Raw genomic sequence first — 19,699 nt, 5'->3', positions numbered from 1 at the left:
GGAATCGATACTAGGCTCCATCAACCGAGACATCTCGCCTCGGGATTTTGGAGATCGACATGACTACTCAGAACCTCAGCGGCAAAGTGGCTTTGATTCAAGGCGGGTCCCGCGGCATCGGCGCTGCCATCGTCAAACGCCTGGCCGCTGAAGGCGCGACCGTTGCCTTCACCTACGTCAGCTCCACGGCCAAGGCCGAAGAACTGCAACACAGCATCACCGGCAGCGGCGGCAAAGCGCTGGCCATCAAGGCTGACAGTGCCGACGCCGAGGCCATTCGCAACGCCGTGAGCGCCACCGTCAAAGCCTTCGGACGCCTGGACATCCTGGTCAACAACGCTGGCGTGCTGGCCGTGGCCCCGCTGGAAGATTTCAAACTCGAAGACTTCGACCAGACGCTGGCGATCAACGTCCGCAGCGTGTTCATCGCCACCCAGGCTGCCGCAAAACACATGACCGAAGGCGGTCGCATCATCAACATCGGCAGCACCAACGCCGACCGCATGCCCTTCGCCGGTGGCGGCCCTTATGCCATGAGCAAATCGGCGCTGGTCGGCCTGACCAAGGGCCTGGCCCGCGACCTCGGCCCGCGTGGAATCACCATCAACAACGTGCAACCGGGCCCGGTCGATACAGATATGAACCCGGCCAGCGGCGACTTCGCCGAAAGCCTGATCCCGTTGATGGCGGTGGGTCGTTACGGTAAAGCGGAAGAGATCGCCAGCTTCGTCGCTTACCTTGTTGGGCCGGAAGCCGGTTACATCACCGGTGCCAGCTTGACTATCGACGGCGGTTTCGGTGCCTGATACGGATCAGTCAACACACAAACTGTGGGATCGAGCTTGCTCGCTCCCACAGTTGCCTGTGTCTTGCTGCCTGTCGCGTTAAGCCCACTCAAGCGCGGGCAAACCGCAAGCACCTGGCGTGAACGCTTTCAACGTACGAAGAATGCCATCCGCGTGTGCGTATTTTTCGTCAGCCATCGCCGCATCGGGAATCGCAATCGCCGTCATCCCCGCCGCTTTCGCCGCCGTGACACCGAACGGCGAATCCTCGAACACCAGGCAATCTTCAGGCGCCACGCCCAGGCGTCGTGCTGCCGTGAGGAAGATATCCGGCGCCGGTTTGGCTGCGCCAACCTCCGGGTCATCGGCCGTCACAATGAAGTCGAACAGCGCAAACCAGTCGCGGTGCAACGTGGTTTTCTGGCCGAACGACTGACGCGAAGAACTGGTGCCCACCGCAATCGGAATGTTGTTGGCCTTCAAATGCCGAACCAGCTCCTCTGCACCAGGCATCGCCAACGCTGTAGGAAAACGCTCGCGCATCAGCGGCTCGCGGATCACCAGGAACTCCTCGGCGGTGATCGGCAGCTCCAGCGCCTCGACCACATAACGCGCCAGATCGCCCGCGCCGCGGCCGATGATGTTCTGCTTGACGCTCCAGTCGAAGGTCCGGCCATAGCGCCCGGCAATGATCGACGTAACCTCGGTGTAAATGCCCTCGGTGTCCAGCAGCAAGCCGTCCATATCGAAAATCACGGCTTTGATCGGGCCGAACTCTTTCAGCGGTGCATTCATCGCATCTGATCCGTTTTTAATGACATCCCGACCGACTCCAGTACGGCTGAATCGCGGATTTGATTAAAGGGTTCAGCAGCATAACGAGCGCGGCCGACATAGAGCAACGGGCAATCTCCCGACGGTCCAGCACCGGTTCGGAAGTGCTGCCGATTATTTAGCGATTTGCCCTACACCAAACGCCTCCTTTCCCGACTTCTTTCCCCGTTGATCCCCCGCAAAGTCTCGCGATCAAAATTGATCCGCGCGAGGGACTGCGAATGTTCAACCCCGACAAGGTCCTGGCCTTGAACAACGCCATCGGATTGCTCGTGGTCGCCGCCATGAACCCGGGGCAACCGGACGTCGAAGCGTTGCTCGGGGATTTTCGCCTCTGCCTCAACGACTACGAGGCCTGGGCGGAAAACTTCTGGACCGGTTGGGCGCTGGACGTCGAGCAGGTGTTCAAGGTCGGCAACGACGTTCGCTTGAGTGCACCGAAGGACTCCACCGCGCCTGTCAGTTCGACACTCGCCACGTGCCCGGCCAGCGGCCCGTTGACCCTGGTGCACCTGTTTGAAGCTGCGCGTTTCGTGCCGATCGGCGATACGCCGGTGATGCTCGAACCCCTGCTGGCCGAGGACAACGGCTTACCGACGTTTGGCGAGCCGATTCACAAAGTCATTGGCCCCAGCGGCATTCTCGAAATCCCTGAATGCTGGCGTGGCCAGCGTTACCGCATCACGTTCTTTCCCGACGTATCCACCGAACACGTCAAAGCGCTTTACGCCTCTTATCAAAGCGTGATCGACGAACTTGAAGGTTGGTTGCGCAACGAATGGACAACCGAGTTTCAACCGCTGTGGGCGGGTTTTACCGAGGCAGGTTTCACTGAACGCTATGGCCTGCTGCAGCGGGCCGATTGGCGTGGCTTCGAGAAATCGCTGCACGGTTTGTGGGATGACGTGAAGCAGGTATTTGCCCTGATGGCAGACCTGCAAGCCAACAGCGAAAAACTCCTGGAGTACCTGAGCGAGGTTGAGCTCGAAACGCTGTTGAACGCATCGACCGAAGCCATCGCCAACGTCCTGCTGGTGTTAAGCGATGAGCCGTTGATGTTCATTCACCTCGCGGCCTTCACCAGTTGGTTGCGCCTGTTGCCACCGCAGTACGTCGCCGAGGTGGTGGCGGAAATTCGTACAGAGATACTGATCGGTTTCCTGCTGGTGCGCCTCACGGGGCCTGCCGGACTGCACGTCGGCATGAGCGCCAAAGTACTGGGCAAGATCAAGTCCGAACGAGCCCGACAATGGCTGGCGGCGGCAAGTTCGCGCCTGGCCGGGCTCACGGCAAGCGCTGACCTTACCCGTCACGCAGGTGCGCTTAAACCTTTGATCGTCAATGCCCGGGATGCGCCGCTCAAACCTGCGCCAGCGGTTCCAATGCGCATTACCGACCGTCAATCAGCGGTTGTGCAGGTCAACAATCCACTCGCCATTGCCCGCAACAAATCCCAAACCAGGACCCGCCTGACCCGGCAGGAACATCGCGATGATGCCTCCGCCCCGGCGAAAAACCCGAACGGCGACAGTGTCGATTCAGCGGACAACACCGCGACCAACGGCTGCCCGGTGTCGATGGTCACCGGCGAAGAACTGCTGACGCTGATCGATGGCTCGCTGGATGGTCTGTTGCCGTTCGAGTTCACCCGCGTTTATCGCACCAGTGCCGTCGAAATCGACGGCGGGCTCGGATTTGGCTGGAGTCACTCCCTGGCGCACCGGTTGGAAATCGATGGCGACAACGTCAGTTGGATCGACCACGAAAACCGCTGCATCACTTTCCCGCTGCCGAACAGCGAACGACCGGCCATCCACAACAGCCTGTCGCGGGCGGCCATTTATCTGGGGGGTGAGCCGGAAGAACTGGTCCTCGCACTGGCCGGCGAAGCAACGCGCTTTTACCACTTCCGGACAGGACGACTGACGGCGATCAGCGACGCTTATGGCAACCGGCTGACGGTGCAGCGCGACAGATCCGACAGAATCACGCGCCTCGACAGCGGCGCAGGGCGTTCACTGCGATTGCGCTATGAGCGCCGACACCTCGTCGCCGTCGAGTATCAGAGCTTTCACCCAGCTGCCACGCTGGAAGACGCCTGGCGTACCGAGCAGACACTCGTTGCCTATCGCTACGACGCCTGTCATCGCTTGATCGAAGCCACCAATGCCCTCGGTGAAAGCGAACGCTACGACTACGACGGCCAACAGGTCATTTTGCAGCGGCAACTGGCCGGTGGCGCGAGTTTCTTCTGGGAGTGGGAAGGGTCCGGCAAGGCTGTGCGATGCGTCCGACACTGGGCGTCGTTTTCGCAAATGGACACGCGGTATGTCTGGGATGACGCGGGCAGTGTCACGGTCCGCAACAGTGATGGCAGTGAAGAGGTTTATCAACACGACGACCGCGCACGCCTGGTACGCCGGGTCGGGCTGGAAGGTGGCGAAGCGCTAAAGGCCTATGACGATAAGGGCCGTCTGGTTGCCGAGCAGGATCCGCAGGGCGCGGTCACTGAGTACCGTTACGACGATGTCGGACGGCTGATTGCGCTGATTCCATCGGAGGACGAGCCCACGTCCTACGAGTACCGCAACGGTTTCCTGCACGCGCGGTATCGCGGCAAAGCGGTGTGGAAGTACCAGCGCAACACTCAGGGTGACATCACCGAGGCGACCGATCCTGACGGTGAGACGACCCACTATCACTACGACGAAAAAGGTCAGTTGCTGTCGATCCGTTACCCGGACAACAGCCGTCATCTCTTCGTCTGGAATACCTTGGGGCAACGGGTCGAAGAAACCTTGCCGGGCGGTGGTCAGCGGCGGTTTTCCTACGATGCGTTGGGCCGGCAGACGACTCGTCAGGACGAACACGGTGCGGTCACCCGCTATCAATGGGACGCCGTGGGCAGGCTGGTTCTTACGACGCTTCCCACGGGCACCGTCCGCGCCTTCAGCTACAACGCCTACGGCAAGATAACCGCCGAGCGCGACGAACTGGGCCGCGTCACGCGTTACGAATACGCCGACGATTTGCACCTGGTCAGCCGCCGGATCAATCCCGACGGAACTCAGCTGCGTTATCGCTACGACAACGCACAGCTGTTACTCACCGAGATCGAAAACGAGTCAGGCGAAAAATATCGGCTGGACTACACGCCCAATGGCTTGATCCGACAGGAAACCGGATTCGACGGCCGTCGCACCGCGTATGCCTATGACCTCAATGGTCATCTGCTGGAGAAAACCGAGGCTGGCGACGATGGCTCGCAACTCGTCACCGCTTATGAACGAGACTCGGCCGGCCGCTTGCTGGTCAAGACCCTGCCCGACGGCATCAAGATTCGATATTGCTACGACAGCCTGGGACGGCTGGTCAGCGTTGACGACGGTCACGATCACCCGTTGGAATTCGAGTACGACCAACAGGATCGGCTGATCACCGAACACCAGGGCTGGGGCACGCTGCGTTATGGCTACGACGCCTGCGGCCAGCTCAAGCGGATGCGTCTGCCGGACGGCAGCAAACTCGATTATCGCCACGCCAAGGGCGGCGCGCTGACCGCCATCGATCTCAACGGCACGCGGCTCACCACCCACCAATCCACCTTCGGTCGCGAACAGCAGCGCCAGCAAGGCCTACTGCTAAGCGAATTCTCCTACGACGATCAAGGCCGTCTGAAGGCGCATGCCGTCAGCCAACACCAGCAACCGCTGTACCGCCGCGATTATGCCTACAGCCTCAACGGCAATCTCGACAGCCTCGCCGACAGCCGCCACGGCCAGCGCAGTTACCACTACGATCCTCTCAACCGACTGACCCGCGTCCGCCACTCTCGCGACCAGCCACCGGAAAGCTTCGCCCACGACCCGGCCGGCAACCTGCTGATGCAGGACCGCCCCGGCCCGACCACCGTCAACGGCAATCGCCTGCTGAGGCAGGGCGACCGGCACTACGACTACGACGCCTTCGGCAACCTGATCCGCGAACGCCGCGGCACCGGGCAAAAACTGGTCACCGAATACAGCTACGACTGCCAGCACCGGCTGATCGGCGTCACCACCCCGGATGGCCGCTGCGCCAGCTACCGCTACGACGCCTTCGGCCGCCGCATCGGCAAAACCGTCGACGGCAAAACCACAGAATTCTTCTGGCAAGGCGACCACCTCGTCGCCGAAAGCAGCCGCGAGCACTACCGCAGTTACGTTTACGAACCGGGCACTTTCCGTCCGTTGGCCATGCTTGATGGCAAGGGACCGCTAAAGGCATGCCCGTTCTATTACCAACTCGACCACCTCGGTACACCGCAGGAACTGACGGATTACAGCGGCGAAATCGTCTGGGCAGCCCAATACAACGCCTATGGCCGCCTCACCCGCCTTAACCGCGACACCCACCAGATCCTCGACCAGCCCTTGCGGTTTCAGGGGCAGTACTTTGATGCCGAGAGCGGCCTGCACTACAACCGCCATCGGTATTACCAGCCGGATGTTGGACGGTACCTGACGCCGGATCCGAGCAAGCTGGCCGGGGGATTGAATCAGTACCAGTACACGCGGAGTCCGACGGGGTGGGTTGATCCGTTGGGGTTGAGTGAGTGTCCGGGAGGGGACGGGTGTAAGCGGACTTCATCTGGTGACAAGGACCTGGTGGACAGGGTTACGGTTGATCAGGGGGAGCCCAAAACTCCAAATATCAAAAAGGATAACTATTATTTGTACCGAGGTGACGAGCGAGAACCGTGGGAAATTTTTGAGGGGGGATTTGAGCCATGGGGAGACAGCGAAGACCTGTACCTGCACGCAGTAGATAACAAAAACCCTCCAAGCTACTTTGTTAGTACTTCGACAGAGGAAAAACAAGCGAAAAAATTTGCCACGGGCCACTGGATTGCCGACGGTTATGTTTATGTACTAAAAAATATAAGTGGGCTCGATGTAAACAAAGAACTTGGATTAATGTCCCCTCATCGACGCGAAGTAGAAATAGCTGTCCCGGGAGGCATAAAAAACGATGACATCGTCGGTGCTACGCCCGTTTATGAGGATGGTAGCTATAAAGGCTATTCAATACCCAACCCTTTCAGGAAATGACCATGAAAGACCTAGAAATATCAATAGACAATAACGGAACCATTGAAACAGCCACAATTCAATGCAACAGGAGAAAGCTTGAACTAACTTTTATAATGAAAAATGGCCTAACCAAAACTTACAGCGACTATGACATGTATGCGTGCTTCGGTTTATTAAGAGCTGACCACCCTGAAATAAAATTTCTATGCAAAGGCGCCAAACTGAATGTTCATCCCTCTCGCATGTCTTCGCAAATGTCCACCGGACTTGTTGCATACGAACTGAAACTAGGGATCCCTAGTGAGGAAGAGGACCTGGTAAGAATTTTTGATTACGAAGACGAAAACCTCACCAATAATATCGAAGAGCAAAGAACTTTTTACAAACGTTGGCTGGAGTCACTTGGAATTTCATTGACCATACGCGGCCAGGAATCTAAAGGCAATTCTGAAACGCCATAAAAACCCGCCACCCTGGAAACATTTATTACTTAAACTCCACAGCCGCCACATTACAACGAGAACGCAGATGCTCAGACATAAAATAAAACTTAAAACAGGCACAAAAATTGAAAATGCAATAATTGAAGCGCATCTAGACTCTTTAACCTTTATAAGAGAAAACGGATTCAGAAAAACATACAGCGACCACGACCAATTTTTTTGCCTCGCACAAATCCGCAAGGAATTTCCTGAAATAAAGTTTCTTTGCAAAGGATCAAAACTTAATGTATTCCCATCGCGAATGTGCTCTCAGATGAGCAATGGGTCAGTAGCCTATGAGATGACTTTGGGGCAATCAGCATCATTCGAAGATATTGTCCGCACCTTCGATTATGAAGACGAAAACATCGTCAAGGATATTTCCGAACAAATAGCTTTCTTTGATTTATGGAGGAATGATTTTATTGGAAAACAAAAAAAGTCAGCCGAGCTTAAAGACGACGCGGTGAAAGACCACAAAATATAATCTAACTCGGTTCGTGAGCTCCATCTCCCCCTGCAACATCCGGATCATCCGGCAACGCTTCAACATCAGTATCAGTGCGCTTTACATCACTATCAGGCACCTGCTCCACCCCCGCCTCGTCATCATCCGGCGGCCGCTGATCGCGACTCAGCGAGTCGGTCGGCGAAGGCAGTGGGTACTCCGGGGTATCGTCATCGGTGTCTTTCGGGCCAGCGTTCATAAGTCACCTCTCAAGGGGCCTGAAAAACAGGTCCTGACATTTTGATGACAGCGTGACGAACGCAGTTCGATCAGGGGGACGATCGGTCGCCCCGATCGCAGCGACTGATCATTGTTCGTCTTCGTCGTCATCCTCGTCTTCAAACTCTGTCTGGCCCATGTCACCCGCCTCATCGGCATCGTTGAGCGGCACCGTTGCATCATCCATCAGCGACCCCGGATCTTCATTACCCGGATCATTGATAAACGGTAGTCCGCTCGGACCTTTTTCTTCCTTGCCTTCGGTTTCAGGTGTCATGGCATACCTCTCGATATTCAGGTGTGTATGAAGTTCGAGGCAGACTGGGAGCAAACGTTCCGGAGTACTTCTCGCGCAAACGAAAAAACCCGGCGCCAGGCCGGGTTTCTACTGTCATTCGCGATCGGGTCAGCGATGTTTATTCCTGTGTTTATTCTTGTGTTTGTTTTTGTGCCCGTTTCCGGAATGGGAACTGCCGCTGTCGGTGCCCAGGTTATTGCCCACCGCGCCACCCGCTGCACCGCCCAGGCCTGCGCCGATAGTGGAACCGGTCGAGCCACCGAGGCTGTTACCAATCACCGAGCCACCCGCCGAGCCCAAACCACCACCAACGGCCGCTGCGGTGCGACTGCCTTTAGGCGCGCCAACCGCACTGCCCGCCGCGCCACCCACACCTGCGCCAATCGCTGCACCTGTGCTGCCGCCCATTTGCTGGCCGACCACGTTACCCAGTGCACCGCCAATACCACCGCCAACAGCCGCGGTGCCATCACCGGCAGCCATCGCACCTTGAGCGACCAAAAGTCCCAGAACCAACGTGGACAATGTCAAACGCATGATATGAACCTCTAATTCCGCATCGGGGGAAAAGAACGCGCTGCGGGTCGGCGGAGTCTAGCACCTGCCCCACTGAATCCGGTCAGCGATGATGTTTGGACCGCCAAAGATGCGCTAGCTGCGAAGAAGAAACAGCCAGATACAAAAAGCCCGGCATCAAAGCCGGGCTTTTGAACTGATCACTCAGGATCAGTGACGCTTGTGACCCTTGGCCAGATTGCTGCCAACGCCACCGCCCAACGCACCGCCCAAACCAGCACCGATGGTGGAACCGGTCTTGCCGCCCAGGCTGTTGCCGATCACCGAACCACCAGCTGCACCCACACCGCCGCCGATCGCCGCCTTGGTACGGCTGCCTTTGCGTGCTGCCACGGCACTGCCGGCTGCGCCCGCAACACCGGCACCAATCGCTGCGCCGGTGCTGCCGCCCATGCTTTGACCGACGACGTTACCCAGCGCGCCACCCAGACCGCCACCCAGCGCGGCCGTGCCGTCGCCAGCAGCCATTGCACCTTGAGCAACCAAAAGCCCCAGAACCAGGGCGGGCAGTGTTAAACGCATGACAAGAACCTCAAAAATAGGGGGAAATCAAAAAGGGTCGAGATTGAATGCTTTAGCGGCGAGAAAGTCCAGACGCACGAACCCGACCTCGCCATTGGCGACGGTTGGACAACGTTTATGGAAAAGGTTTTATGACAGGCAAAAAAAAGCCCGCTGGGGAGACGGGCCAGGTGTTGCTTTCTAACGGATGAGTTGAGATTACGTAGGACCTTGTGAAAACTTTGTGAAAAGGCCGGACCAAAAAAAACAAGCCTCGACAAAAATCATTCAGGCATAAAAAACCCCGCTCGATGCGGGGTCTATTCATGGAAGCTACTTCCTGACCGGCGTCGCTACCTTGGGTAGAAATTTCGCCTTCGGTCCCTGGCGCACCATGGTTTTCATCTTGCCGAGCTTGACCTTGTCGTCACCAAAGCCCGACTCATAGTCTGTCTGGCCACACTGCACGCAATTGTTGATCGGAAATTCAGCCCCGTCGTCTTCGATATACGGATCAGCCATCTTTTCACCCCTCTCAAAATGCGGGATCGACACCGGCAAGCCCTATTTGCCTGAAACATATCGACCACCAAGCTTTTGAGACTAGCCGGTCATTACCGGACTTGTAATTCATATCACCGATGCCCGACGAATGGGCTACACCGCTTCCTACAAAACCAACACAACAATTCGTACCGGACTCACCTCAGTTTAACCGCCGTCCCGGTGACGAAAACCACCACCATCCCGCCCTTCCCGGCCGGCATGCTGATCTCGAAATCGAGCCCCACCACGGCATCGGCCTGAATCGCCCGCGCCCGTTCCTTGATCTCATCGGTCGCCTGAATCCGCGCTTCTTTCAACGCACGCTCCAATGTCTGAGAGCGCCCGCCGAAGAAGTCGCGCATCCCGGCGAACATGTCCCGAATAACGTTGACGCCCTGCACCGACTCGGCGCTGACAATGTCCAGGTAGGCGGTGATCTGTCGGCCTTCGATGGCGTGGGTTGTGGTGGTGATCATAGGTTTTCCTTTTTCATGGCCCTGGCACTCAAGGCAACCGGGATAAATGTTGAGCCAGCGCATCAAACGCCGGCAACGGGATGGGAAGCGTACCGAACAATCACCCTCTCGGCCGAGGGATCGACCACGGCTTTGGGCGCGATCTGTTGGCCATTGACCCGACCGTCATTGCGTAGCATCTCGCCAAACCGCGCCAGGTCCCGCAGACCGGTATTCAAGCCACCGCCGGCAAACGGAGTGCCGATGGAGTCCACCGTAAAATAGGCGAACGCGCTGCCGTATTCGCCTTGCCATTAGCCACATTAAGCAGTGGTGGGCGGGACATATTCTGGCCTCCGTCCCCTTGTTGCCCAGTGTGACAAGCTCAGCCCAGGATGCCCCTTGAGCCCCATAAAAGTCCCTTGGGACATTTTTCAGACGCCAGAAACCACAAACCCCCGACTTTCTCTAGGAAAATCAGGGGTTTGTGTTTGCAGAATGTGGCGGTGAAGGAGAGATTCGAACTCTCGATACAATTTCTTGTATACACACTTTCCAGGCGTGCTCCTTAAGCCACTCGGACACTTCACCGTATCTCGTCATACATGTTCTGTCTGTCGAGGCGCGCTAATGTAGTCGAAAGCTTTTCTGATGGCAAACTTTTTTTGCAGAATTTTCATGCGGTTAGCGATTTAGACGTTCTGCAGGTCTCTGGGCAAGGCAAACCCGCCAATCTCCGGCTTCGCACTCTCTTATCTATATAGAAGGCGAGGCATGGCGGGCGTGGCGGGTTGGGCTTGCCCGGAGGGGAAAGTGTGACTGGCGGGTCAGTCACGGCGCTTTACCTGGCCTGCGACGGTGGGTAACGTCTGCCTCAACTTTCATACAAGGAATAGCGTCATGAGTGAGTTGATTTCCTACCACCTCGAAGACGGTATCGCGACCCTGACTTTGAGCAACGGCAAGGTCAATGCCATCTCCCCGGACGTGATTGCTGCGTTTAATGCTGCGCTGGATCAGGCGGTGGCTGATCGTGCAGTGGTGATCATTACCGGTACGCCGGGGATTCTGTCCGGTGGTTATGACTTGAAGGTGATGACAGCCGGCCCTAAAGAAGCCGTGGCGCTGGTGACGGCCGGTTCAACCCTGGCCCGTCGCCTGCTGTCGCACCCGTTCCCGGTGATCGTTGCATGCCCGGGTCATGCCGTGGCCAAGGGTGCGTTCCTGTTGTTGTCGGCGGATTACCGCATCGGTGTCGACGGCCCGTTCAGCATTGGTCTGAACGAAGTGCAGATTGGCATGACCATGCACCACGCCGGTATCGAGATCGCCCGTGATCGCTTGGGCAAAGCGGCATTCAACCGTTCGGTCATCAATGGCGAGATGTTCAATCCGCAGGGTGCCGTGGTTGCAGGCTTCCTTGACGTGGTGGTATCGGCTGAAGAGTTGCAGGGCGCTGCACTGGCGGCGGCGCGTCAACTGAAGAAGATCAACATGAACGCACACAAGAACACCAAGCTGAAGGTGCGCAAGGCACTGCTGGATACGCTGGATAACGCAATCATCCTGGATCAGGAACATATGGGTTAAGCCCAAGCGTGCTACACCGAAAAGCCCGACCGTCGTGTCGGGCTTTTTCATACGAGCTCTGTTGAAAAGCCTACAACCGCTCTAGAACACGTCTGACCAATAAGTCGGAAACATGCGCTCAAACATCGGCCATCTCCTACCTTTTAGCGGCAATTGCCGAAAACAGTGCACATCCGTACACTGCGCCACCTTTTGTCCCGGTGGGGCCTGCAAATGCTGTTCGTGCTTCGTATGTTATTGATGGGCTTGCACTTTATCCTGGCCGGTGTACTCGGGGTGATTCTGGGTCTGTGTCGGCCGTTCAATCCTGACAACAGCCGTTTGTGCGCGCGTCTGTATGCGTGGCCGGCGATGTGTATTTTGCGTTTGCGGGTGAAGGCCGAGGTCGGTCCGTTGATGGACAAACCTGACAGCTGCGTGATCATCGCTAACCACCAGTCCAACTACGATCTGTTTGTGTTCGGCAATGTGGTGCCCCGCCGCACCGTGTGCATCGGCAAGAAGAGCCTGAAGTGGGTGCCGTTGTTCGGCCAGTTGTTCTGGCTGGCCGGCAATGTGTTGATCGACCGTGGCAATGCGCACAAGGCGCGCCAGTCCATGTTGACCACGACGCACACCTTGCAGCATGAAGACACCTCGATCTGGGTATTCCCGGAAGGCACGCGCAACCTCGGTGAAGAACTGCTGCCCTTCAAGAAAGGTGCTTTCCAGATGGCGATCGCGGCGGGTGTGCCGATCGTCCCGGTTTGTGTCAGCAGTTACGTCAAGCACATGCGATTGAACCGCTGGCGCAGTGGGAAAATTCTGATCCGTTCACTGCCGGCGATTCCAACCGCCGGACTGAGCCTGGACGACATGCCCCTGCTGATCGCCCAGTGCCGCGAGCAGATGCGCGATTGCATCGCCTCGATGGATCGGCAACTGCAAGCCGCGTGAAACGAAACCCGCCCTGTGCGGGTTTTCTTTTGCCTGCGAGCTTCGAACTCTGCAGATTTCACTGACTCTCAAGCAGCAGACAAGGCTAAGCTGATCAATGCCTGCTACTGCCACCTGCCAAATAAGAAGTGAACCTGAATCATGGGTAGAGTTGTTGCTGCTGCGGTTTACAGCGCTGGAAAGAAAGTCTCCAATATTACCCTCGACGAAGGCGCGGCCTGGGCTGCCAAGCCCGGCCACTTTGTCTGGATCGGCCTTGAAGAACCAAATGCCCAAGAGCTGACGAACCTGCAACGCCAGTTCAACCTGCACGAACTTGCCATCGAAGACGCCCTGGAAAAACACAGTCGACCGAAGCTGGAAACCTTCGGTGATGCCCTGTTTATCGTCACGTATTCGCCGATTCGCAACGAAGGCAAACTGGAGTTCATCGAGACTCATATCTTTGCCGGCAATGGTTACATCATCACCGCCCGGAACGGTCACTCGGCGTCCTACGCCCTTGTCCGACAGCGTTGTGAGGCGCGTCCACTGTTGCTGGAGCACGGGGAAGATTTCGTACTCTATGCCATCCTCGACTTTGTGATTGAAAACTACCAGCCGGTAGGCGAAGCAATCCATGCCGAAATCGATGAGCTCGAGCGAAACGTGCTGTGCAGCGCGCTGAATGAACATGACATCCAGAAGCTTCATGGCCTGCGCCGAGACGTATTGCGCCTGCGTCGTTATGCGGCGCCGATGGTGGAGATCGGCGAGGAACTGCAGAAACTGAATTTTCCGTTTATCGACAAGAACATGCGCCCGTATTTTCGTGATGTGCAGATTCATGTGACACGGCAGATGGAAGACCTGACAACCCTGGCGGATATCGCCAGTCAGACGATTGAAGTCGGGGTGTTGCTGGAGGCCTCACGGCAAAGCGTGGTGCAGCGCAAGTTTGCGGCGTGGGCGGCGATTCTGGCGTTCCCGACGGCGGTGGCCGGGATCTACGGGATGAACTTCCAGAACATGCCGGAGCTGACCTGGCATTACGGATATTTCGCGGTGTTGGGGTTTATAGCGGTGGGGTGCGTGAGTTTGTGGGGGAGTTTCAAGAAGTCAGGGTGGCTTTGACAACCCATTGCTCCCGCTGGGCAGCGAAGGGGCCCCATAGGATGGGCCTGCTACGCAGTCCAGCGGGAGCAAGCTCCCTCGCCACAAGTGTTGTGTCAGCTTGCTAAACCGACTGCGCCTCTGGCTTATGCGCCACAAACCGCATCATCCACTCCGCAACGGTGGTGCCGTGATGCTCATGCTCAAGGCTTGCCATGCCTTTCGAATAAATCTGCTCGCCCAGCACTTCCTGGCGAATATCCAGCAACGCCCGCGAGTAATCGTGAATGAACTCCGGATGCCCCTGGAAGCACAGCACTTGATCGTTGATGTGGTAAGCGGCAAACGGGCAGAAATCGCTGGAAGCGATGACCGTGGCGTTTTCCGGTAGCGACGTCACCTGGTCCTGGTGACTGATCAACAACGTCAGCTCTTCGCGCAGCGGGCTCATCCACGGCGCCTTGGCCGCCAGTTTGTAGCTGTGCGTGCCGACGCCCCAGCCCTGGGTCGCGCGCTCGCTCTTGCCGCCCAGCAGCAACGCCAGCAACTGATGGCCGAAGCACACCCCCAGCAGTTTGTCGCCGCGTTCGTAACGGGTCAGCAGGTAAGCACGGAGGGTTTCGATCCACGGGTCGGTGCCAAAGGAATCGGCCTTGCTGCCGGTGACGAGATAGGCGTCAAAAACCTCATCATCGCTTGGGTATTCGCCCTGCATCACGTTATAGACGGTGAACTCGGCCGCGATAGGCTGCTGCGAAAACAGACGCTGGAACATCTGCCCGTAACCCTGATATTGATCGACCAGTTCCGGACGCAGGATGTCGGTTTCCAGAATGCAGATGCGTAACGACATAAAAAATACCTGACACGTGATGGGAATAATGCACACCCCAGAGCCTGCCTCGAAACAGGGTGACAAGGCAAGCCCCGGAGTGCGTCATCGGTCCCTTAAAACGCCTCCCCGCTGGCGGCTTTTTGCAGCAGCAACGCCGGTGGTGCGAACCGTTCGCCGTACTGTTCGGCGAGGTATTGCGCGCGGGCGACGAAGTCTTTCACACCGTACTGGTTGATGAACTGCAGCGCGCCACCAGTCCAGGCCGCAAAACCGATACCGAAGATCGACCCGACATTGGCGTCCGCCGTCGATGTCAGTACGCCCTCTTCCACGCAGCGCACGGTTTCGAGGGCCTGCACGAACAGCAGGCGATCGCGCACATCCTTTGGCGAAATCTGTCCGTCGGCTTTCTCGAAGCGGGTTTTCAACTCAGGCCACAAATGCTTTTGGCCGCCGGCCGGGTACTCGTAGAAACCACCGCCCGCGGCTTTGCCTGGACGCTTGTATTCGTTGAGCAGCAAGTCAATCACGGCAAACGCGGGATGCTCAATCAGCGGTTTCCCTTCTGCTTGCAGGTCTTTGGCGGTTTGCTGGCGGATATGGCTCATGAGACTGAGGGAAACTTCGTCGGAGATCGCCAGAGGCCCGATCGGCATGCCAGCCTTGCGGGCTTCGGTCTCGATCATCGCTGCGCTCACGCCTTCGCCAAGCATGGCAATGCCTTCGTTGGTGAAGGTGCCGAACACTCGAGAAGTGAAAAAGCCACGACTGTCGTTGACCACAATCGGCGTTTTCTTGATTTGCAGTACGAAATCGAACCCTCGGGCCAGGGTTTCGTCACTGGTGTGGGCGCCTTTGATGATTTCCACCAAGGGCATTTTTTCCACGGGGCTGAAGAAATGCAGGCCGATGAACTTGCTCTGGTCCGGTACGGCGGTGGCGAGACCGCTGATAGGCAAGGTCGACGTGTTGGAAGCAATCACTGCGTCAGGGCCAACGATAAGTTGCGCGGCGGAAGAGACTTTGGCTTTCAGTTCGCGATCTTCGAACACGGCTTCAATGATCAGATCGCAGCCGGCCAGATCGGCATCCTTTTCGGTGGTTTTAATTCGCGCCAGCACTGCATCGCGCTGCTCGGCGCTCATCTGGCCGCGGGCAACTTTCTTGTCAAGCAATGCCGCCGAATGTGCCTTGCCCTTCTCCGCTGCCGCGAGGTTGATGTCCTTGAGCACCACGTCGATGCCCGCCGATGCGCTGACAAAAGCAATCCCGGCGCCCATCATCCCGGCGCCCAAAACGCCCACTCGACGTGTCACATAAGGTGTAAACCCGTGAGGCCGCGAGCCGCCCGCATTGATCTCGTTGAGCTGGAACCAGAAGGTGCCGATCAGGTTCTTCGAGACCTGGCCGGTGGTCAGCTCTGTGAAATAACGGGTTTCGATCAGGTGCGCGGTATCGAAATCCACCTGCGCGCCCTCAACCGCCGCGCAAAGAATTTTCTCCGGCGCGGGCAGGCAGCCCTGGGTTTTAGTGCGCAGGATCGACGGCGCTATCGCCAGCATCTGCGCGACTTTAGGATTCGATGGCGTACCGCCCGGTATCTGATAGCCCTTCACGTCCCAGCGCTGCACAGCCGTTGGATGGGCGATGATCCAGGCTCGAGCCTTGGCCAGCAGCTCTTCGCCATCCGATGCCAGTTCATCGATAAGACCCGCCTGCAAGGCTTGTTGCGGGCGGACCTTCTTGCCTTCAAGCAGATACGGCAAGGCTTTTTCCAGACCGAGCATGCGCACCATGCGCACCACCCCGCCGCCGCCAGGCAACAGGCCGAGGGTGACTTCAGGCAAACCGAGCTGCACCGATGAATTGTCCAGTGCCACGCGGTGATGGCATGCCAGGCAGATTTCCCAGCCACCGCCCAGCGCCGCGCCGTTGATCGCGGCGACGACAGGTTTACCCAGGGTTTCCAGGGTGCGTAACTGGCCCTTCAGCGTCAGCACCATGTCATAGAACGCTTTGGCTTCAGGCTTGCCGACCTTGATCAGTTCATTCAGGTCGCCACCGGCGAAAAACGTTTTCTTGGCCGAGGTGATGATGACGCCGGCGATGCTGTCTTTTTCAGCCACCAAACGGGCGACGCAGGCAGCCATGGCCTCACGGTAGACCGCGTTCATGGTGTTGGCGCTCTGGCCCGGCATGTCGATGGTCAGGACGACGATCTGGTCCTGCCCTTTTTCGTAACGGATTGCTTCGTTCATGGCTCTTGTTTTCCTGAAAATCGGGGGCTCAGAGGCGTTCGATGATGGTGGCAATGCCCATGCCGCCGCCGACACACAACGTCGCCAGGCCATAGCGCAGGCGGCGGGTTTCCAGCTCATCGAGCAGCGTGCCGAGGATTGCGCAACCGGTCGCGCCGAGGGGATGGCCCATGGCGATGGAGCCGCCGTTGACGTTGACCTTGTCCGGGTCGATGGTCATGTCCTTGATGAATTTCAGTACGACAGAGGCAAACGCCTCGTTGACCTCGAACAGGTCGATGTCTTCGACCCGCAGCCCGGCCTTGGCCAGCGCCTTGCGCGTGGCCGGCGCCGGGCCGGTGAGCATGATGGTCGGGTCGGTGCTGGTAACCGCCGTGGCGACGATCCGCGCCCGTGGCTGCAAGCCCAGCGCGCGCCCCTTGGCTTCGGAGCCGATCAACATCAGCGCCGCGCCATCGACGATCCCGGAACTGTTGCCCGGCGTGTGCACATGGTTGATTCGCTCGACGTGGCTGTAGACCCGCAACGCCGTGGCATCGAAGCCCATTTGCCCCATCATCTCGAAGCTCGGCTTGAGCTTGCCCAGGCCTTCAAGCGTGGAGTCGGCGCGGATGAATTCATCGTGATCGAGCAGGAGAATGCCGTTCTGGTCCCGTACCGGCACCAGCGATTTACTGAACGATCCATCGGCCCGGGCCCGCGCGGCTTTTTGCTGGGAATGCAGCGCGTAGGCATCGACGTCCTGACGGCTGAAGCCTTCAAGGGTGGCGATCAGGTCGGCGCCCACGCCTTGCGGTGTGAAATGGCTGTGCAGATTGGTTTCCGGGTCCAGCGCCCAGGCGCCGCCGTCGCTGCCCATCGGCACCCTGGACATCGACTCGACGCCACCGACCACCACCAGTTCTTCAAAGCCGGAACGCACTTTCATCGCCCCGAGATTCACCGCCTCGAGCCCCGACGCGCAGAAGCGGTTGATCTGCACACCTGCCACGCTGACGTCCCAATCGGCCACTTGTGTCACGGTTTTGGCGATGTCGGCGCCTTGATCGCCGACCGGCGTCACGCAGCCCAGCACCACGTCATCGACCTGGCTGGTGTCCAGAGAAGTGCGCTGCTGCAGCGCCCTGAGCAACCCGGCCACCAGGTTCACCGGTTTGACGCTGTGCAAGGCACCATCGGCCTTGCCTTTGCCACGGGGCGTGCGTAACGCGTCGAAAATCAAAGCTTGGGTCATGACGTCCTCGAACCTGACGGTGAAAATACTGAGCCTTCACCTTATGCCGAGCCACCGCCGATTCAATGACCGCAATGCTCACAGACGTTGACGGACACGCTCAGACGGACGGTAGTGTGTTACCGGATTAACCGTTTCAGGACACCGAGCTGTCTAGCAAAAGGGCGGCAAAGAAGCTGGCAATAGGCCTCATGCCTTTTTTAAAGCAATTTGTGCGCGCTCCATACGAAAGGGATCTAAACCACGAGTGACGCGGGCCCTAAGGTGAACATATGCGAAGTTGTCGTCGGGTTTTGCCGAGGCGCTCGCTCTACAGGAAGTGCAACGCGCTGCCGTCATGGAGATATGCAGGCAGGCATCAGGAAATAACAAAAAAGGCGGTCAAGCCATGTTCAAACATTCGAAAGTACGTCAAGCCGGACTTATTCTTTTCGCCACTACGCTGTTGTTGATTTTGCCGAACCTGACCAAGGTGATCGGCTAGTCGGTTATTAAAATACGGCGCCAAGGTTTTTTATCGCCTCATCAAAAATGTGACTGGCTCGCTACCCGGGCCAGCGTGGGTGTGCCAACCTTTGCGGCACTTCCACGACATGGACGGCGATCATTTGAAAACGCTCATTCTGCTCGGGGCCTTGCTGTTCGGCTCGCCCCTTTATGCCGCACAGCTGAACCTGGAGCTGGGCGCGAACAGTCGCACCTGGCAAACCGAGGAATTGCTCAAGCATCCTCAGGTGCAGACCCTCACGATTACCAACGACGTTTCCTATAAACGGGACATGAGCTATCGCGCCGTGCCCCTGGCGGCGTTGTTGACCGGCATCACGCCTGACGATCACTTGCAAGCGGTGGCACTGGATGGTTTTGCCGCTGAACTGGCAGCCGCGCCGTTGCTCAATGCCAAGGGCGCGCGGGCCTGGCTGGCGATTGAAGACCCGGCCATGCCGTGGCCGCCACTGTCCGAAGGCAAGCCAGGTGCGGGGCCGTTTTATCTGGTCTGGACCAACCCGCAGGCGGGCAACATCAGTCCCGAACAATGGCCCTTTCAAGTGGCGAGCATCAAGCGCATGGCGCCGGTGGCAGAGCGCTTCCCTGCCCTGTTGCCGGATCCGGCGTTAAAGGCGGATCATCCGGTGAATCTGGGGTTTGCGCTGTTTCAGAAGAACTGCCTGGCGTGTCATCGTCTCAATGGCGCCGGGGATGCGCAGTTCGGACCGGATCTTAATATTCCGTTTAACCCGACCGAATATTTTGGCGCGGACTTTTTGAAGCGGTATATCCGCGATCCGCAGAGCTTGCGGCAGTGGCCGCAGGCGAAGATGCCGGGGTTTTCGGCGCAGGTGTTGCCCGACGGCGATCTGGAGATGTTGGTGGGGTATTTGAAGCATATGGCTGGACGCAAGCACATCACAGCCAATAAGTAGCAGATAGACCTGTAGCGAGGGAGCTTGCTCCCGCTGGGCCGCGAAGCGGCCCTC

General features: G+C 57.9%; 18 protein-coding genes, 1 tRNA gene and 1 pseudogene. 8 read left to right on the top strand and 12 right to left on the bottom strand.

Going from position 1 to position 19,699, the window contains the following annotated elements:
- Nucleotides 1-59 precede the first annotated feature (59 nt).
- Complete coding sequence (locus tag ACM1ZW_RS17985) at nucleotides 60-806, top strand: 3-oxoacyl-ACP reductase family protein (protein ID WP_017337443.1); 747 nt, start codon at nucleotides 60-62, stop codon at nucleotides 804-806.
- A gap of 78 nt (nucleotides 807-884) precedes the next feature.
- Here the strand turns inward: ACM1ZW_RS17985 and ACM1ZW_RS17980 are convergent, their stop codons facing one another.
- Nucleotides 885-1,580, bottom strand: coding sequence for an HAD-IA family hydrolase (locus ACM1ZW_RS17980; protein WP_017337442.1), 696 nt, complete (start codon nucleotides 1,578-1,580; stop codon nucleotides 885-887).
- A 260-nt stretch (nucleotides 1,581-1,840) separates the two neighbouring features.
- Between ACM1ZW_RS17980 and ACM1ZW_RS17975 the strand changes: the two genes are divergently transcribed.
- The 3 genes from ACM1ZW_RS17975 to ACM1ZW_RS17965 all read left to right on the top strand — a co-directional run bounded on the left by ACM1ZW_RS17975 (nucleotide 1,841) and on the right by ACM1ZW_RS17965 (nucleotide 7,660).
- Entirely contained in the window at nucleotides 1,841-6,709 is a 4,869-nt protein-coding gene (locus tag ACM1ZW_RS17975; protein WP_416738976.1) for an RHS repeat-associated core domain-containing protein, read from the top strand.
- A 2-nt stretch (nucleotides 6,710-6,711) separates the two neighbouring features.
- Nucleotides 6,712-7,152, top strand: a complete 441-nt coding sequence (locus ACM1ZW_RS17970; protein WP_017337440.1) for a hypothetical protein — start codon at nucleotides 6,712-6,714, stop codon at nucleotides 7,150-7,152.
- A gap of 67 nt (nucleotides 7,153-7,219) precedes the next feature.
- A complete protein-coding gene (locus ACM1ZW_RS17965; protein ID WP_017337439.1) occupies nucleotides 7,220-7,660 on the top strand; it encodes a hypothetical protein in 441 nt (146 codons plus the stop codon).
- A 1-nt stretch (nucleotide 7,661) separates the two neighbouring features.
- Here the strand turns inward: ACM1ZW_RS17965 and ACM1ZW_RS17960 are convergent, their stop codons facing one another.
- The 8 genes and pseudogenes from ACM1ZW_RS17960 to ACM1ZW_RS17925 form a co-directional block, all read right to left on the bottom strand.
- Nucleotides 7,662-7,880 carry a hypothetical protein gene (locus ACM1ZW_RS17960; RefSeq protein WP_017337438.1) on the bottom strand — a complete coding sequence of 73 codons (219 nt, stop codon included), beginning with the start codon at nucleotides 7,878-7,880 and terminating at the stop codon, nucleotides 7,662-7,664.
- Nucleotides 7,881-7,988: 108 nt separating this feature from the next.
- Nucleotides 7,989-8,177: a hypothetical protein gene (locus ACM1ZW_RS17955; protein WP_017337437.1), complete on the bottom strand. Its 189-nt coding sequence runs from the start codon at nucleotides 8,175-8,177 to the stop codon at nucleotides 7,989-7,991.
- Between the two features lie 129 nt (nucleotides 8,178-8,306).
- Nucleotides 8,307-8,735 (bottom strand): glycine zipper domain-containing protein, encoded by a 429-nt coding sequence (locus tag ACM1ZW_RS17950; RefSeq protein WP_017337436.1) that lies wholly within the window; start codon nucleotides 8,733-8,735, stop codon nucleotides 8,307-8,309.
- 189 nt (nucleotides 8,736-8,924) lie between these two features.
- Nucleotides 8,925-9,296 carry a hypothetical protein gene (locus ACM1ZW_RS17945; protein WP_017337435.1) on the bottom strand — a complete coding sequence of 124 codons (372 nt, stop codon included), beginning with the start codon at nucleotides 9,294-9,296 and terminating at the stop codon, nucleotides 8,925-8,927.
- A 312-nt stretch (nucleotides 9,297-9,608) separates the two neighbouring features.
- Nucleotides 9,609-9,797, bottom strand: a complete 189-nt coding sequence (locus ACM1ZW_RS17940; RefSeq protein WP_031318578.1) for a hypothetical protein — start codon at nucleotides 9,795-9,797, stop codon at nucleotides 9,609-9,611.
- 179 nt (nucleotides 9,798-9,976) lie between these two features.
- Nucleotides 9,977-10,297 carry a YbjQ family protein gene (locus tag ACM1ZW_RS17935; protein ID WP_017337360.1) on the bottom strand — a complete coding sequence of 107 codons (321 nt, stop codon included), beginning with the start codon at nucleotides 10,295-10,297 and terminating at the stop codon, nucleotides 9,977-9,979.
- A gap of 68 nt (nucleotides 10,298-10,365) precedes the next feature.
- A pseudogene (locus tag ACM1ZW_RS17930) lies at nucleotides 10,366-10,566 on the bottom strand (6-aminohexanoate hydrolase); the annotation flags it as partial.
- A gap of 211 nt (nucleotides 10,567-10,777) precedes the next feature.
- Nucleotides 10,778-10,867, bottom strand: a tRNA-Ser gene (locus ACM1ZW_RS17925).
- Nucleotides 10,868-11,176: 309 nt separating this feature from the next.
- Here ACM1ZW_RS17925 and ACM1ZW_RS17920 point away from each other — a divergent pair.
- The 3 genes from ACM1ZW_RS17920 to ACM1ZW_RS17910 all read left to right on the top strand — a co-directional run bounded on the left by ACM1ZW_RS17920 (nucleotide 11,177) and on the right by ACM1ZW_RS17910 (nucleotide 13,915).
- Nucleotides 11,177-11,866 carry a crotonase/enoyl-CoA hydratase family protein gene (locus ACM1ZW_RS17920; protein WP_017337358.1) on the top strand — a complete coding sequence of 230 codons (690 nt, stop codon included), beginning with the start codon at nucleotides 11,177-11,179 and terminating at the stop codon, nucleotides 11,864-11,866.
- A gap of 213 nt (nucleotides 11,867-12,079) precedes the next feature.
- Complete coding sequence (locus ACM1ZW_RS17915) at nucleotides 12,080-12,802, top strand: lysophospholipid acyltransferase family protein (RefSeq protein ID WP_017337357.1); 723 nt, start codon at nucleotides 12,080-12,082, stop codon at nucleotides 12,800-12,802.
- A 141-nt stretch (nucleotides 12,803-12,943) separates the two neighbouring features.
- Entirely contained in the window at nucleotides 12,944-13,915 is a 972-nt protein-coding gene (locus ACM1ZW_RS17910) for a magnesium and cobalt transport protein CorA (protein WP_017337356.1), read from the top strand.
- A gap of 103 nt (nucleotides 13,916-14,018) precedes the next feature.
- On the opposite strand, the gene ACM1ZW_RS17905 is transcribed toward ACM1ZW_RS17910, so the two are convergent.
- The 3 genes from ACM1ZW_RS17905 to ACM1ZW_RS17895 form a co-directional block, all read right to left on the bottom strand.
- On the bottom strand, nucleotides 14,019-14,747 hold the full coding sequence (locus tag ACM1ZW_RS17905) for an amidotransferase (RefSeq protein ID WP_414878588.1): 729 nt from the start codon (nucleotides 14,745-14,747) through the stop codon (nucleotides 14,019-14,021).
- A 95-nt stretch (nucleotides 14,748-14,842) separates the two neighbouring features.
- Complete coding sequence (locus tag ACM1ZW_RS17900) at nucleotides 14,843-16,987, bottom strand: 3-hydroxyacyl-CoA dehydrogenase NAD-binding domain-containing protein (protein WP_416738975.1); 2,145 nt, start codon at nucleotides 16,985-16,987, stop codon at nucleotides 14,843-14,845.
- A gap of 28 nt (nucleotides 16,988-17,015) precedes the next feature.
- Nucleotides 17,016-18,221, bottom strand: a complete 1,206-nt coding sequence (locus ACM1ZW_RS17895; RefSeq protein ID WP_017337353.1) for an acetyl-CoA C-acetyltransferase — start codon at nucleotides 18,219-18,221, stop codon at nucleotides 17,016-17,018.
- A 593-nt stretch (nucleotides 18,222-18,814) separates the two neighbouring features.
- On the opposite strand from ACM1ZW_RS17895, the gene ACM1ZW_RS17890 reads away from it, so the two are divergent.
- The gene (locus ACM1ZW_RS17890) at nucleotides 18,815-19,645 is read left to right on the top strand and encodes a c-type cytochrome (RefSeq protein ID WP_416740820.1); all 831 of its coding nucleotides are present in this window, start codon (nucleotides 18,815-18,817) and stop codon (nucleotides 19,643-19,645) included.
- Nucleotides 19,646-19,699 lie beyond the last annotated feature (54 nt).

Source organism: Pseudomonas sp. NFX71 (genome assembly GCF_048079215.1).
GTDB classification, from domain to species: domain Bacteria; phylum Pseudomonadota; class Gammaproteobacteria; order Pseudomonadales; family Pseudomonadaceae; genus Aquipseudomonas; species Aquipseudomonas fluorescens_B.
Note: the sequence above shows the minus strand (reverse complement) of the source record. Positions and strands in the feature narration are given on the sequence as shown.

Excerpts from the sequence above, each read along its gene's own strand:
- ACM1ZW_RS17975 (WP_416738976.1), top strand. The coding sequence starts at position 1,841 with ATGTTCAACCCCGACAAGGTCCTGGCCTTGAACAACGCCATCGGATTG.
- ACM1ZW_RS17905 (WP_414878588.1), bottom strand. The coding sequence starts at position 14,747 with ATGTCGTTACGCATCTGCATTCTGGAAACCGACATCCTGCGTCCGGAA.
- ACM1ZW_RS17890 (WP_416740820.1), top strand. The coding sequence starts at position 18,815 with ATGGACGGCGATCATTTGAAAACGCTCATTCTGCTCGGGGCCTTGCTG.
- ACM1ZW_RS17965 (WP_017337439.1), top strand. The coding sequence starts at position 7,220 with ATGCTCAGACATAAAATAAAACTTAAAACAGGCACAAAAATTGAAAAT.
- ACM1ZW_RS17970 (WP_017337440.1), top strand. The coding sequence starts at position 6,712 with ATGAAAGACCTAGAAATATCAATAGACAATAACGGAACCATTGAAACA.
- ACM1ZW_RS17960 (WP_017337438.1), bottom strand. The coding sequence starts at position 7,880 with ATGAACGCTGGCCCGAAAGACACCGATGACGATACCCCGGAGTACCCA.
- ACM1ZW_RS17920 (WP_017337358.1), top strand. The coding sequence starts at position 11,177 with ATGAGTGAGTTGATTTCCTACCACCTCGAAGACGGTATCGCGACCCTG.
- ACM1ZW_RS17895 (WP_017337353.1), bottom strand. The coding sequence starts at position 18,221 with ATGACCCAAGCTTTGATTTTCGACGCGTTACGCACGCCCCGTGGCAAA.
- ACM1ZW_RS17980 (WP_017337442.1), bottom strand. The coding sequence starts at position 1,580 with ATGAATGCACCGCTGAAAGAGTTCGGCCCGATCAAAGCCGTGATTTTC.
- ACM1ZW_RS17945 (WP_017337435.1), bottom strand. The coding sequence starts at position 9,296 with ATGCGTTTAACACTGCCCGCCCTGGTTCTGGGGCTTTTGGTTGCTCAA.
- ACM1ZW_RS17950 (WP_017337436.1), bottom strand. The coding sequence starts at position 8,735 with ATGCGTTTGACATTGTCCACGTTGGTTCTGGGACTTTTGGTCGCTCAA.
- ACM1ZW_RS17985 (WP_017337443.1), top strand. The coding sequence starts at position 60 with ATGACTACTCAGAACCTCAGCGGCAAAGTGGCTTTGATTCAAGGCGGG.
- ACM1ZW_RS17955 (WP_017337437.1), bottom strand. The coding sequence starts at position 8,177 with ATGACACCTGAAACCGAAGGCAAGGAAGAAAAAGGTCCGAGCGGACTA.
- ACM1ZW_RS17910 (WP_017337356.1), top strand. The coding sequence starts at position 12,944 with ATGGGTAGAGTTGTTGCTGCTGCGGTTTACAGCGCTGGAAAGAAAGTC.
- ACM1ZW_RS17900 (WP_416738975.1), bottom strand. The coding sequence starts at position 16,987 with ATGAACGAAGCAATCCGTTACGAAAAAGGGCAGGACCAGATCGTCGTC.
- ACM1ZW_RS17915 (WP_017337357.1), top strand. The coding sequence starts at position 12,080 with ATGCTGTTCGTGCTTCGTATGTTATTGATGGGCTTGCACTTTATCCTG.
- ACM1ZW_RS17935 (WP_017337360.1), bottom strand. The coding sequence starts at position 10,297 with ATGATCACCACCACAACCCACGCCATCGAAGGCCGACAGATCACCGCC.
- ACM1ZW_RS17940 (WP_031318578.1), bottom strand. The coding sequence starts at position 9,797 with ATGGCTGATCCGTATATCGAAGACGACGGGGCTGAATTTCCGATCAAC.